The organism is Nonomuraea composti (assembly GCF_012034275.1).
Taxonomy (GTDB): Bacteria; Actinomycetota; Actinomycetes; order Streptosporangiales; family Streptosporangiaceae; genus Nonomuraea; species Nonomuraea composti.
In genome coordinates this window covers 80,287-93,295 of record NZ_JAATEP010000047.1, presented here as the reverse complement: position 1 = coordinate 93,295, position 13,009 = coordinate 80,287, and the positions used below count along the sequence as shown (strand labels likewise).

Below are 13,009 nucleotides of genomic sequence, written 5' to 3'. Positions count from 1 at the left end.
TACCGGCACCCCGAGGAACGTGCCCATCGGCGGGTGACCGGGCGGGAACCCGTAGGACTCGGGGTGGTCGGAGATGCGGCCGAGCCGCAGCGGCCGGGCGTCCTTGATGAGCAGGCCGAGCAGGCCGAGCCCGTGGGGCCAGTGCTCGATCTTGGCGATCTCCTCCTCGGTGAGGCCGACGGGGATGAACTGCAGGAGCGTGTTCTCCTCGCCGACCACGCCGAGCGCGCCGTAGCTGGCGTCGACCAGCGTGGTGGCGGTCTCGACGATGCGCCGCAGCACGGTCTCCAGGTCGAGGTCGCTGCCCACGGACACGACGGCTTCGAGCAGCGCGTGCACGCGGTCACGGGTGGCCAGCACCGCGGTGAGCCTGGTCTGCAGCTCTGCAAGCAGCTCATCGAGCCGCATCTGGGGCATCAACGGACGAACCTCGCTTTCCGACATGCGATCAGTTTCGCATCCCGTCGAGTACGCGCCCACCCCATGTCCGGTGCCGTCATCACCGCCCTGCTCGCGTCCTCCGCGCCCAGAACCGCGGCTGTCGGCCTGTGGCGAACGTCCCCACGGGCATGACACTCGCCGCGACCAACGACCGTGCCATCAGGGGCTTCGGTCCCTACGTGAGGCACCGCGGGAAGCGATGTCATGACAGTGGAGAGCGAAGGAGGACCATGATGCGGACCACGGTGCACGATGTCATGACCAAGCAGGTGATCGCGGTCGGGCAGGACATGCCGTTCAAGGAGGTCGCCCGGGTGCTGGTGACCCATGGGATCAGCGCCGTGCCGGTGCTGGACGCCGCCGGGCGGGTCGTCGGCGTGGTCTCCGAGGGAGACCTGATGCGCAAGGAGGAGTTCCGCGAGCAGTACCACGGCGAGAGCTACCGGCCCTCGCTGCGGGCGAGGATGCGGCGGAAGGTGACGATGCGGGACGAGGACGGCGGCGCGAAGGCGGCGGCGGACGCCGCCGCGGGCCTGATGACGGCGCCCGCGGTGACGGTCGCCCCGCACGCCTCGACGGTCAGGGCGGCGCGCATGATGGACGAGCACGGCGTCAAGCGGCTGATCGTCGTCGACGAGGAAGGCCGGCTGGAGGGCGTCGTCAGCCGGCGCGACCTGCTCGGGGCGTTCCTGCGCGACGATGAGGAGACCCGGCGGCTCGTGGTCGCGGGCATCCCCGCGCAGGACCGGTGGAACGATCGCGACGGCATCCTCGTGGAGGTGCACGACGGCATCGTCACCCTGTCCGGCTACACCGACCGGCGCAGCCAGGCCCAGGCCGCCGTGCACGCCGCCGAGCACCTCGACGGGGTCGTGGACGTCCGCGAGGACCTCGTCTGGCGGCGCGACGACGTCCTCGAACTGCCCTACTCCTGGGACCGTCCTTGACGTGAACGACCGGGGTGAGCACGGCCATGATCCTGTGGCGTCCTCTGGTGGCCTGGGCGCAGGCGAGCCAGGCCGCGGGACCGGTGGCGGCCACGGCGCAGGCGCAGGCGTTCACCGGTTCGCCGGCTCGGCAGGTCGTCGCCGCCTCACCCAGCGCGGTGTCCTCCGGGATCGGCCCGGCCGCCGGCAGCGGGACGCGGGTGCGTAACGCGCACAGCACCCCTGCCTCGCGCAGCGTGAGCCGTCCGGGCGCCGGGCGGACGGCCACGACGAGGTCGACGTCTTCTTCCGGCAGCGGGCAGCGCCCGCCGGCCGTCAGACCGGCGCAGGGCGCACCGTGGCCGTCGCCGGCGCTGGGAACGCCCCTGAGCCGATCATGTTGCCGACGACCAGTGCGGTCGCCGTCCACGGGCCCGGCTCGCGGCGGCGTGGCAGCGGCGTGGCGGACATGATGAGTCCTCCTTCCAGCGGCATCACCAGCACATCCGCGCCGTCACCGCAGGCACGGAGGCCGACGTCCCCCATCCTGATGACCTTGGTCCTTCGTGCGGGTGCCCTTCGGCCGCCGTGATCGCCGCTCAGATCAAGGAGGGTGAAAGCGGACATCCGACACGAAGGGGGAACCATGACGGCGATCGCGGGCGAGGCGTGGCGCGGCTTTCAGGGCACGGCCTGGCGGGACAAGGTGGATGTCCGGCCGTTCATCCAGGACAACTACACCCCCTACAGCGGCGACGCGGGCTTCCTGTCCGGCCCGACCGAGCGGACGCTGGCCGTGTGGGCGAAGGTGAGCGCGCTCTTCCCCGAGGAGCGGCGGCGCGGGATCTTCGATGTGGACGCGGCCACGCCGTCGTCCATCACCGCGCACGCGCCCGGCTACATCGACCGCGACCGGGAGCTGATCGTCGGCCTGCAGACCGACGCGCCGCTCAAGCGGGCGATCATGCCGGCGGGCGGGCTGCGCATGGTGGAGAACGGCCTGGCCGCCTACGGCCACAAGCTGGACCCCGCCGTGAAGGAGATCTTCACCAGGTACCGCAAGACCCACAACGACGGCGTCTTCGACGCCTACACCCCCGAGATCCTGCGGGCCCGCAAGGCCGGCGTGATCACCGGCCTGCCGGACGCCTACGGCCGCGGCCGCATCATCGGCGACTACCGCCGCGTCGCGCTCTACGGCGTGGACCGGCTCATCGAGGCCAAGCACGCCGAACTGCGCTCCCTGGACGACGCCGACGCCACCGACGCCGTCATCCGCGACCGTGAGGAGCTGGCCGAGCAGCTCAAAGCGCTGAACGAGCTGAAGGCGATGGCCGCCGCCTACGGCCACGACCTCTCCCGCCCGGCCGCCACCGCGCACGAGGCGGTGCAGTGGCTGTACTTCGCCTACCTGGCCGCGATCAAGGAGCAGAACGGGGCCGCGATGTCGATCGGCCGCACCTCCACGTTCCTGGACATCTACCTCGAACGCGACCTCGCGGAGGGGCGGATCACCGAGGAGCGCGCGCAGGAGCTGATCGACGACTTCGTGATCAAGCTGCGGATCGTGCGGTTCCTGCGCACCCCCGAGTACGACCAGCTCTTCTCCGGCGACCCGACCTGGGTGACCGAGTCGATCGGCGGCCTCGGCTCCGACGGCCGTCCCCTGGTCACCCGCACGAGCTTCCGCTATCTGCAGACGCTGCGCGACCTCGGCCCCGCCCCGGAGCCGAACCTGACCGTGTTCTGGTCGCCGCGCCTGCCCGAGCCGTTCAAGCGGTTCTGCGCCGCGCTGTCGATCGAGACCAGCGCCATCCAGTACGAGAGCGACGAGCTGATGCGCCCCCGCCTCGGCGACGACGCCGCGATCGCCTGCTGCGTGTCGGCCGCCCCGGTCGGCCGGCAGATGCAGTTCTTCGGCGCCCGCGTCAACCTGGCCAAGACCCTCCTGTACGCGATCAACGGCGGCCGCGACGAGCTCACCGGCGCCCAGGTCGGCCCAGCCCAGCCGCCGATCACCGGTGAGGTCCTCGACTACGAGCAGGTGGCCGCCGCCTTCGACCGGATGATGGACTGGCTGGCCCGCACCTACGTCAACGCGCTCAACATCATCCACTACATGCACGACAAGTACGCCTACGAGCGCCTGGAGATGGCCCTGCACGACCATCCGGTCAAGCGCACCCTGGCCTGCGGCATCGCCGGCCTGTCCGTCGCCGCCGACAGCCTGTCGGCGATCCGGCACGCCCGCGTCAAGGTCGTCCGCGACGCCACCGGCCTGGCGGTCGACTACATCGTGGAGGGCGACTACCCGGCCTACGGCAACAACGACGACCGCGCCGACGCCATCGCCGTCGAGCTGGTGCGCACGTTCATGGACAAGATCCGCCGGCACCGCACGTACCGGGACGCCGAGCACACCCAGTCCGTCCTGACGATCACCTCGAACGTGGTCTACGGCAAGCACACGGGCAGCACCCCGGACGGCCGCCGCGCCGGCGAGCCGTTCGCGCCCGGCGCCAACCCGATGAACGGCCGCGACCGCCACGGCATGATCGCCTCCGCCCTCTCGATCGCCAAGCTCCCCTACGACCAGGCCCTCGACGGCATCTCCCTGACCAGCACCGTCACCCCCGACGGGCTCGGCCGCACCCCGGAGGAACGCGTCGCGAACCTGGCCGGGGTGCTGGACGGCTACTTCGACGCCGGCGGCTTCCACATGAACGTCAACGTGCTCACCCGCGCCGTGCTGCTGGACGCGATGGCGCACCCCGACCGCTACCCGCAGCTCACCGTGCGGGTCTCCGGCTACGCGGTCAACTTCGTCCGCCTCACTCCCGAGCAGCAGCGCGACGTCGTCAACCGCACGTTCCACGGCTCGCTGTGACCGGCCCGCGATGAACGGTTCCGTCAGCTCGTGGGACCTGTCGGTCGGCGTGGACGGCCCCGGCACCCGGTTCGTGCTCTTCACCGCGGGCTGCCCGCTGCGCTGCCGGTACTGCCAGAACCCGGAGACCTGGCGGATGCGCGACGGCCGCCAGGTCACCACCGGCCAGATCATGGCCGAGATCGGGAAGTACCAGCGGTTCATCTCCGTGGCCGGTGGCGGGGTGACGATCAGCGGCGGCGAGCCGCTGCTGCAGCCCCGCTTCACCGGCGAGCTGCTGCGCCGCTGCCACGCGGCCGGCCTGCACACCGCCCTGGACACCAGCGGCCTGCTCGGCGTCCGCGCCACCGACGCGATGCTCGCCGACACCGACCTGGTGCTGCTCGACATCAAGTCCTACGAGCCGGCCACCTACCGCCGCGTCACCGGCGGCCCGGTGGAGCCCACCCTGCGCTTCGCCCGCCGCCTCGCCGACCTGGGCCGCCCCACCTGGGTGCGGTTCGTGCTGGTCCCCGGCCTGACGGACGCGCCCGAGAATGTGGACGCCCTGGCCCGCTTCGTGAGCGGGCTCGGCAACGTCGAACGGGTGGACGTGCTGCCCTTCCACCGCATGGCCACCGGCAAGTACGAACGCCTCGGCCTGCGCTTCCCCCTCGCCCACGTTGAGCCACCCGGCCAGGAGCTGCTGGACCGGGTGCACGCCCAGTTCCGCGCCCACGGCGTCGCCAGCGTCTGACCCGGATCGACCAGGCTCACCGTCATGGCCGCTCCCGTCCTCGACCTGAACACGGGCTCCTCCTCCCTCAAGGACGAGCTGGCGGGCCTGAACGATGCTGGAGGCATACGCCGCGGCGGGGCCCGGGCCGGCCGTCCCGCCGGCCACTGTGGTCCCGCCCGTCCCAAAGGTCCTCGCCGATGGGGGCGAAAGTCCCTGGCAGCAGGGTCCGTGCTGGTCAGAGGGTGGACTCATCAGCAACGGACGCGAAGAAGGTGCTCACGCATGAGGCACAGGCCCATCGCTCTCGACCCCGCCGACGTGCAGGTCAAGGTCCGCGGCGGGATCCGCCCCGCCGATGTCCTGCGAGCCCGGCAGACCATGGCGGAGCTGGCCAGGCTGTCGCACGAACCGGTGCTCGACGCGCGGATCACGCTCGCCACCGCGCCCGGGCTGGCCGCGCGGCGGCGGACGGCACAGGCCGTCCTGGACGTCCAGGGGCGGCTCATCAGGGCCCGGGCCAGCGCCGCCTCCACCCGTGCGGCCATCCACGTGCTGCGCGACCGGCTCCGGGCACGGCTGCTGGAGAGCACCCGGGACTGGGAGAACCGGCGGGGACGCCACCACCGGCAGCGCACCTCCGCCAACGCCGCCGCCAACGCTGCCGACAGCGTTGCCGGCAGGGCTGCCGGCAGCGGCGGCGAGCCGCGGATCGTGCGGCGGCTCGCGGCCGACCGCACCGTGCCCGACGAGGCGGTCGTCGACATGGAGCAGCTCGGCTACGACTTCCTGCTGTTCGTCGAGGACGTGACGGGTCAGGACAGCGTCGTCTACCGCGCCGGCCGCGGCTACCGGCTCGCCCAGCTCGTGCCCGACCCCTGCCTGCCGACGCCGACCTGCGCGGCGATCTCCATCAGCCCGTCGCCCGCCGCCCGGCTCACCCTGGACGAGGCCGTCGAGCGGCTGGAGCTGACCGGATGGCCGTTCGTCTTCTTCGCCGACGCCGACACCGGCGCCGGCTGCGTCCTCCACCGCCGGGACGACGGCGACTACGGCCTGCTCAGCACCGCCCACGGCGACTGACACCCGCCGCAGGCCCGCCCGGCCCGACCTGCCGGCGGCCGTGATCCGCGCCGCGCTCCGGTTCCTCGCGTCCACCATACGTCGATCACGCCTGACGGGTGACGCAGGGCCCTGCCGGAGGTGACGCGCGACCCTCTCGGACGGGACCTTCGGCCCTGATCGGGAACGCCGCCGAACCCGGAAGCTGACAATGAGACCCGATAGAGAGAGAACACCCATGCGCGCTGCCGTCGTCACCGCCTTTGACCAGCCCGTCGAGCTCCAGGAGGTGCCCGTCCCCGAACCAGGCCCGGACCAGGTCCTCGTCCGCATCGAGGCGAGCGGGCTGTGCCACACCGACATCCACGCCGCCCACGGCGACTGGCCGGTCAAGCCGGCGCTGCCGTTCACCCCCGGGCACGAGGGCGTCGGCGTCATCGAGGAGGTGGGCGCCGCCGTGACCGGCCGGGTCGCCGGCGAGCGGGTGGCCATCCCCTGGCTCGGCTACGCCTGCGGCACCTGCGAGTACTGCGTCAGCGGCAGGGAGACCCTGTGCGAGTCCCAGCTGAACAGCGGCTACGCCGTCAACGGCGGCCACGCCGAGTACGCCGTCGCGCACGCCGCCTACGTGGTGCCCGTGCCCGACGGCGTCGTCCCCGCCGAGGCCGCGCCGCTGACCTGCGCGGGCGTGACCACGTACAAGGCGGTCAAGGTCTCCGGCCTGCGCCCCTCCGAGCGGGCGGCGATCTTCGGCATCGGCGGGCTCGGCCACCTCGCACAGCAGTACGCGCAGATCTTCGGCGGCGAGACCATCGCCGTGGACGTCACCGAGGACAAGCTGCGCCTGGCCCGCGAGCTCGGCGCATCCCACACCGTCAACGCCGCGCTGGTCGACCCGGTCGCCGAGATCAAGGCCCTGGGCGGAGCGGACGTGGCCGTCGTGCTGGCCGCCAGCCCGCGCGTGCTGGAGCAGGCGCACGCCTCGCTGCGCCGCGGCGGCCGCCTGGTGCTGGTCTCGCTGCCCAAGGACAACGCCATGAGCCTGCCGATCTTCGAGACCGTCCTGGGCGGCATCAGCGTCATCGGCTCCATCGTCGGCACCCGCGCCGACCTGGCCGAAGTCTTCAAGCTGCACGCCGCCGGCCGCACCAAGGTCATCTACGAGACGCGCAAGCTGGAGGAGATCAACCAGTCCTTCGAGGACGTCCTGGACGGCAGCGTGCCCGCCCGCCTGGTCTTCGAGCTGTGAAGAAGCCCGTGCCCGGCCACCGATCCTCGATCGGCAGTCGGGCGCGCCCGGCCGCGGCGGCGTCCGCAGGCCGGCCCGGCCTCACGAGGAGCCGCCTGATCGCCTGGCCGACAACGGGTGCAGGAACGGTCATGGTGCACCTCCCTGCCGCCCACGCTGGCCTTGTGACCAGGAGAACGTCCGGACCGGACGCCACGGACCCGTGGTCCGCAAGCAAGGGCGCACGGGAGCCTGGGTTCCCGTGCGCCCGTTCCGGCCACGGGCTATCCCTTCGGCCGGGCGATGAGCGAGGTGATGATCACCATGATGGCGATGATCACCGAGACGAGGACGATCGCGAGGGGCCAGTTCATGACGGCCTCCCTTCCACCGGGTTCGACACTTCCAGCCCAGGTCATCGCCACCGCCGGCGCCAGGGACGAAAGTCCCGCGCCTGGCCCCGCGAGGGTGACGATGGTCCCGCCGGCACGGGGCCTTCTCGCTCGTGTCCAAGGTGCACCACCGCATGGCCGACGGGGTGTCCGGCACCCACCTCCCCTACGGGCGCCGCCGGCCTCGCCGCGCGCCCTCGCCCAGCGCGTCGCTGAACGACGTCAAAGGCGTCGTGCACCGGTCCGGAGCGACCTTCAACGACGTGGTCCTGTCGGCGATCACCGGGGCGCGTCCCGCTTGCCCACCCCCGGCTCCCAGGCCCGCGTGCCGCGAAACCATGCACGCCGGGGGCTACACGGACCACGGTCGCGGAGCCGCAGCCGGCCTGACCGGAGGAGAGAACCAGGTCGACCTCGCCGCCATCGTGCGCGCATCGGCGAAAGACCACCCCAGGCAAGCCGGCCAATCCGCAAGTGACGGCGGCGCCATGCCCCACGCCGAACTGGACGTGCGGTCCGACTCGGTCGCCGAAGGCCCGCCATCACGTTCACATCGAACACCACCGGCGGGCCGAAGGGTGCCGAGCCGACCCACCTGCAGCTGCCATGAACGCCGACCTCCCCGGCCGGTCGTTCGGCTTGCACACCGACGACGTCGCGGTGTGCTGGAGCGCCCCGAGCTCGACCGGCACGACACCTCCTCGCGGCGCGGGGCGATCACCGGCAGCGCCGCCATCCCGTCCGGACGTGAAGGGACGAACGTCCCGCCCGTTCCCCGACCTCCGGCCCTGCCACGCGCGAGCCGGCGGCCGGAGGCTGGAGCCGGGATGACAGCCATCCTGCTCGCAGCGAGACGAGGAGCTCACCATGAAAGCGACCGTGGGCGATCGGCTGATCGTGGAGGGCACGTACGGTGGCAACCTCCGCCGGGAGGGCTTCGTCGTGGGCGTCGAGCACGCCGACGGCTCGCCTCCCTACCAGGTGCGCTGGCTCGACAACGGGCGCGAATCTCTTGTCTACCCCGGGCCCGACGCGCGCGTCGTCCCCGGCCACCGATGAACGCGATGAGGCTCATCGACCGAGCCGGCCCCTCCGACGTGGCCATGCTGGCCATGGGAGCGGGGGACGCGCTGCCACAGCGGGCCGGTGCCGTCCTGCTGCTGGAGCCGGGGCCCGGGTTCGAGGTGGCGCGGGCCTCGGCGCTGCTGGCCGAATGGATCCGCTCCGTGCCGCGGCTCCGGCAGCGCCTGGTGCGGGTGCCGTTCGGCGCCGGCCGCCCCGTGTGGGTGGACGATCCGCAGTTCGACCCGCGGCTGCACGTACGAGAGCTGGCCTGCCCCGCGCCGGGCGACGAACGGGCGCTGCTGGACGTGGCCGCCACCGTTCTGGCCGGCCCGCTGCCGCCATCGCGGTGGGCCGCGGTCTTCGTCACCGGGCTGGCCGACGGCGCGGTGGCGCTGATCGTCGTGCTCGACCACGTGCTGGCCGACGGAATCGGCGGGCTCGCCCTGCTCGCGGCGCTGGCCGACCCCGCGCGACGGCCGGCACCCACAGGCTTCCCGCAGTCCCCGCCGCCCCTGCCGCGTCTGGCGGCCGACGCCTTCGCCGAACGCCTGCGATCGATCGGCCGCATGCGAACCTTCTGGCGGCAGGCCAGGACGGCCCTCGCGGCCACCGGCGGGCTGCGTCCGGAGCCGATAGCGCCGTGCTCGCTGCTGCGGCCGACCGGCCCGCGCCGGACCTTCGCTGTCGTGCGGACCGGCCTGGCGCCCCTGCGGGCCGCGGCCCACCGCCACGGCTGCACCGTCAACGACGCCCTCCTGACCGCCATCACCGGAACGCTGGGCAGACTCCTGGAACGCCGGGGCGAGCACGTCGGCGCCCTGTCGGTCTCAGTGCCGGTCGCGGCCCGACGCAGCACCACCACCAGCGACCTCGGCAACCGCTTCGGCGTGCTGATCGCCGCCCTCCCCGTCACCGGCGATCCCGCGCACCGCATGGCGCGGATCGCCGCCCTGCTCGCCACGCGCAAGAAACAGGCCGCGACCGCCTCCGCCGCCGATCTGTTCGGCCCGCTGTTCCGGCTGCTGGCCGCGCTCGGGCTCTACCGCCACTACCTGCGCCGCCAGCGCCGCATCCACACCCTCGTCAGCAACGTACGCGGCCCCGACCTCCCGCTAACCTTCGCCGACGCCGCCATCCGCGACATCATCCCGGTGGCGGTCGCCGAGAACGGCAATGTGACGGTGAGCTTCGAGATCCTCTCCTACGCCGGCACGGTGACCATCACCGTCATCGCCGACCCCGACGGAGTCCCCGACCTCGGCGAACTCGTCGCCTTCCTGCGTGACGAGCTCGCCGCCATCGCCTGAGTCCTCAACCGGCAGCAGCCGGTACGGGTGCGGGCCCCGGCAGGCTCTCCATGCTGCGCACCAGGGCCAGGTGGGCGGCCGTCAGCGTGCGCACCTGCTCCTCGAGACTGTCGACCCGCTTCTTCAGCGTCAGCAGCTCCGCGTCCACGAGCGGAGCCTCCATGATCACGCGTCCACCGATCATGATCGGTTCACCTCCTGATAAGCCCATGATGATCCCCTCCACCACACCCGGAACACCGGCGAACGCCCTCGCCCCGAGGGACCAATGGCACTGACCACCCCCGCCCGCGGCGAACGCTCGTCTTCGCATCCTGCCTGACGGATCGGCACCACGGGCCGGTCGAACGCGGCGTCGTACTGGTCCGACAAGGAGGTCATGGCCTGAGCCGGGGGATCCGGCGGCTTGTCGAGTCAGGGGAGAGGCCTTCCCGCGTACACATCACCGCCCACCGGCGGCCCGACCGCAGGCCCTTGCGGGCGGGGGGAAGGGTGCAGGATCCGGTCGAGACGCGCGGCGGCGTAGCCGAGCACGGACAGCGCGGTCACGATCAGCAGGTCGCCGGCGTTGAGCGGCTGGGTGCCGAGCAGCTGGCGCAGCGGCGGCACGTACAGGGCCGCGACTTGCAGGACGAACGCGCCGGCGACGGCGAGCAGCAGCATGGGGTTGGCCAGCGACCCCGGCCGGGTGCGGGAGCCGAGCGCGACGCCGAGCTGGGTGGCGCCGAGGGCGAAGAAGGCCATGCTCTGCCAGGGCCGCCCGGTCGCCGCGGCCCAGACGGCGACGCCGAGGGTGACGGCGGTGAGCACGACGGCGATGCGCAGGACACGCTGCCACAGGCCCGCGCCGATGATGCTCTGGCCGGGCGGCCGCGGCGGCTCGCCCATGGCTCCCGGGACGGTCGGCTCGCCGCCCAGAGCCACGCCGGGCAGACCGTGGGTGAGCAGGTTGATCCACAGGATCTGCGCGGGAAGCAGGGGGAGCGGCAGCCCGGCGAACGGGCCGAGCAGCATCACGGCGATCTCGGCCGCCCCGCCGGACAGCCCGTAGACGAGGAAGCGGCGGATGTTGGCGTACACCCGGCGGCCCTCCTCGACGGCCGCGACGACGGTGTCGAGGTTGTCGTCGGCGAGAACCAGGTCGGCCGCCTGCCTGGCCACCTCGGTGCCGCGCCGGCCCATGGCCACGCCGATGTCGGCCCGGCGCAGGGCGGGCCCGTCGTTGACCCCGTCTCCGGTCATGGCCAGGACACCGCCCTGCGCCTGGAGGCTCTGGATGATGTCGAGCTTCTGCTCGGGGGTGGCCCGGGCGTAGACGCCCGCCTCGGCCCCGCCGAGGGCTGCGGGCTCGCGGCAGTCCACGACGCGGTCGCCGCCGGCGATGATGCCCAGCTCGGTGGCGATCGCGCCGGCGGTGCCCGGATGGTCGCCCGTGATGAGGATGGGCCTGATGCCGGCCCGCTTGCACTCGGCGATGGCGGTGGCGGCGGCCGGGCGCGGCGGGTCCAGGATCGCGATCAGGCCGAGCAGCGACAGGCCGCTCTCCTGAAGTGTGGCCGGTACGGCGTCGAGGTCCGCGCTCGCCACCGCCAGGACCCGGTACCCGTTCCGGGCGTACCGGTCGGCCTGGGCGGCGGCGCGGGCGAGCAGATCCGCGTCGTCGATCAGGACGGGCCGGTGGAGCAGCGCTTCGGGCGCGCCCTTGCAGATCAGCCGGGCACCGCCGCCGGGGAGCCGGTGCAGGGTGCTCATGCGCTTGCGTTCGCTGTCGAAGGGCAGCTCGGCCAGACGGGGCAGGCGGGTCTGCACCTCCCTGCGGTCCAGGCCGAGCTTGGCGGCGGCGGCGAGCAGGGCCGCCTCGGTGGGATCGCCCAGCGCCGCCCATTCGCCGCCCTCGTCGTGCGGGGGCGAGAGCCGGGCGTCGTTGCAGAGCACCGCCGCCGTCAGCAGCTCGCCGAAGGCTCCGGGCTCGTCGGCGGTGATCTCGCCGCCGGGGGCGTAGCCGGTGCCGCTGATCGTGGCCTGCGCCCGCGGGGTCCACAGATGGCGGGCGACCATGCGGCCCTCGGTCAGAGTGCCGGTCTTGTCGGTGGCCAGGGCGGTCACCGAGCCCAGGGTCTCCACCGCGGGCAGCTTGCGGACCAGAGCGTTGCGGGTGGCCATCCGGCGCGCGCCCAGCGCCAGGCTCAGCGTCACGACGGCGGGCAGGGACTCGGGCACCGCGGCGACGACCAGGCTGATGGCGGTGATCACCATCAGCTCCACCGGCTGGCCGCGCACCAGCCCCAGCGCCAGGACCACGGCCGACAGCAGGACGGCCACGCCGGCCAGCAGCCGGCCCACCCCGGCCAGGCGGCGTTGCAGCGGGGTGAGCCCGGCTCCCTTGACCATCAGGGACGCGATGCGGCCACTCGTGCTCGCCGCCCCGATCGCGGTGACCTCCGCCCGGCCGCGCCCGCGCACGACGACGGTGCCGGAGGAGACCCGCTCGCCCGCGCGCTTGTCCACCGGCACCGACTCGCCCGTCAGCGCCGACTCATCGACGAGCAGCGACGCCGATTCGGTCACCTCGGCGTCGGCGGGGACCACATCGCCCTCGGCCAGGATCAGCACGTCGCCCACCACGACGTCGCTGGAGGGAATCCGCTGCTGGCGGCCGTCGCGCACCACGCGCGCCTCCGGCCCGGCGAGCTGGGCCAGGGCCGTGATCGCGCGGTCGGCGCGGATCTCCTGCACCACCCCCACGGTGGTGTTGACGACGATCACCAGCAGGATCACCGCCGCATCGGCCCAGTCGCCGGTCGTGATGGTCAGCACCGTCGCGACGAGCAGCACGACGATGAGCGGGTCGCGCAGTTGCGTGACGACACGGCGCCACAACGGCACGGGGGGCTGCTGCGGCAGCAGGTTGGCGCCGTCCCGTGCCAGCCGTGAGGCCGCCTCGGCCGACGTCAGCCCAGTCAAAGGCGTCACCGTCATGTCCTCC

General features: G+C 72.9%; 11 protein-coding genes. 7 read left to right on the top strand and 4 right to left on the bottom strand.

Annotation, left to right across the window (positions count from 1 at the left end):
* Positions 1-444 (bottom strand): GAF domain-containing protein (locus HCN51_RS44015; protein ID WP_168017922.1); only part of this gene is annotated, 444 nt, incomplete at its 3' end.
* A gap of 227 nt (positions 445-671) precedes the next feature.
* Between HCN51_RS44015 and HCN51_RS44010 the strand changes: the two genes are divergently transcribed.
* Positions 672-1,388, top strand: a complete 717-nt coding sequence (locus tag HCN51_RS44010; protein ID WP_168017921.1) for a CBS domain-containing protein — start codon at positions 672-674, stop codon at positions 1,386-1,388.
* A 315-nt stretch (positions 1,389-1,703) separates the two neighbouring features.
* Here the strand turns inward: HCN51_RS44010 and HCN51_RS60460 are convergent, their stop codons facing one another.
* The gene (locus HCN51_RS60460; RefSeq protein WP_240973869.1) at positions 1,704-1,838 is read right to left on the bottom strand and encodes an APC family permease; all 135 of its coding nucleotides are present in this window, start codon (positions 1,836-1,838) and stop codon (positions 1,704-1,706) included.
* A gap of 175 nt (positions 1,839-2,013) precedes the next feature.
* Between HCN51_RS60460 and pflB the strand changes: the two genes are divergently transcribed.
* The 6 genes from pflB (at position 2,014) to HCN51_RS43980 (ending at position 10,023) form a co-directional block, all read left to right on the top strand.
* Positions 2,014-4,254 carry a formate C-acetyltransferase gene (gene pflB, locus HCN51_RS44005; RefSeq protein WP_168017920.1) on the top strand — a complete coding sequence of 747 codons (2,241 nt, stop codon included), beginning with the start codon at positions 2,014-2,016 and terminating at the stop codon, positions 4,252-4,254.
* Positions 4,255-4,264: 10 nt separating this feature from the next.
* Entirely contained in the window at positions 4,265-4,990 is a 726-nt protein-coding gene (gene pflA, locus HCN51_RS44000) for a pyruvate formate-lyase-activating protein (RefSeq protein ID WP_168017919.1), read from the top strand.
* Positions 4,991-5,254: 264 nt separating this feature from the next.
* Positions 5,255-6,052 carry a sigma 54 modulation/S30EA ribosomal C-terminal domain-containing protein gene (locus HCN51_RS43995; RefSeq protein ID WP_168017918.1) on the top strand — a complete coding sequence of 266 codons (798 nt, stop codon included), beginning with the start codon at positions 5,255-5,257 and terminating at the stop codon, positions 6,050-6,052.
* Between the two features lie 217 nt (positions 6,053-6,269).
* Positions 6,270-7,280, top strand: a complete 1,011-nt coding sequence (locus tag HCN51_RS43990) for a zinc-dependent alcohol dehydrogenase (RefSeq protein WP_168017917.1) — start codon at positions 6,270-6,272, stop codon at positions 7,278-7,280.
* Between the two features lie 1,238 nt (positions 7,281-8,518).
* Positions 8,519-8,710, top strand: a complete 192-nt coding sequence (locus HCN51_RS43985; protein ID WP_080039450.1) for a DUF1918 domain-containing protein — start codon at positions 8,519-8,521, stop codon at positions 8,708-8,710.
* A gap of 5 nt (positions 8,711-8,715) precedes the next feature.
* Positions 8,716-10,023: a wax ester/triacylglycerol synthase domain-containing protein gene (locus HCN51_RS43980; RefSeq protein ID WP_168017916.1), complete on the top strand. Its 1,308-nt coding sequence runs from the start codon at positions 8,716-8,718 to the stop codon at positions 10,021-10,023.
* A 4-nt stretch (positions 10,024-10,027) separates the two neighbouring features.
* On the opposite strand, the gene HCN51_RS43975 is transcribed toward HCN51_RS43980, so the two are convergent.
* Together HCN51_RS43975 and HCN51_RS43970 are read right to left on the bottom strand one after the other, a co-directional pair.
* Positions 10,028-10,207, bottom strand: coding sequence for a hypothetical protein (locus HCN51_RS43975; RefSeq protein ID WP_168017915.1), 180 nt, complete (start codon positions 10,205-10,207; stop codon positions 10,028-10,030).
* A gap of 230 nt (positions 10,208-10,437) precedes the next feature.
* Positions 10,438-12,996 (bottom strand): cation-translocating P-type ATPase, encoded by a 2,559-nt coding sequence (locus HCN51_RS43970; protein ID WP_346434009.1) that lies wholly within the window; start codon positions 12,994-12,996, stop codon positions 10,438-10,440.
* Positions 12,997-13,009: the final 13 nt, after the last annotated feature.

Excerpts from the sequence above, each read along its gene's own strand:
- HCN51_RS44010 (WP_168017921.1), top strand. The coding sequence starts at position 672 with ATGATGCGGACCACGGTGCACGATGTCATGACCAAGCAGGTGATCGCG.
- HCN51_RS60460 (WP_240973869.1), bottom strand. The coding sequence starts at position 1,838 with ATGTCCGCCACGCCGCTGCCACGCCGCCGCGAGCCGGGCCCGTGGACG.
- pflB (WP_168017920.1), top strand. The coding sequence starts at position 2,014 with ATGACGGCGATCGCGGGCGAGGCGTGGCGCGGCTTTCAGGGCACGGCC.
- pflA (WP_168017919.1), top strand. The coding sequence starts at position 4,265 with ATGAACGGTTCCGTCAGCTCGTGGGACCTGTCGGTCGGCGTGGACGGC.
- HCN51_RS43995 (WP_168017918.1), top strand. The coding sequence starts at position 5,255 with ATGAGGCACAGGCCCATCGCTCTCGACCCCGCCGACGTGCAGGTCAAG.
- HCN51_RS43990 (WP_168017917.1), top strand. The coding sequence starts at position 6,270 with ATGCGCGCTGCCGTCGTCACCGCCTTTGACCAGCCCGTCGAGCTCCAG.
- HCN51_RS43985 (WP_080039450.1), top strand. The coding sequence starts at position 8,519 with ATGAAAGCGACCGTGGGCGATCGGCTGATCGTGGAGGGCACGTACGGT.
- HCN51_RS43980 (WP_168017916.1), top strand. The coding sequence starts at position 8,716 with ATGAGGCTCATCGACCGAGCCGGCCCCTCCGACGTGGCCATGCTGGCC.
- HCN51_RS43975 (WP_168017915.1), bottom strand. The coding sequence starts at position 10,207 with ATGATCGGTGGACGCGTGATCATGGAGGCTCCGCTCGTGGACGCGGAG.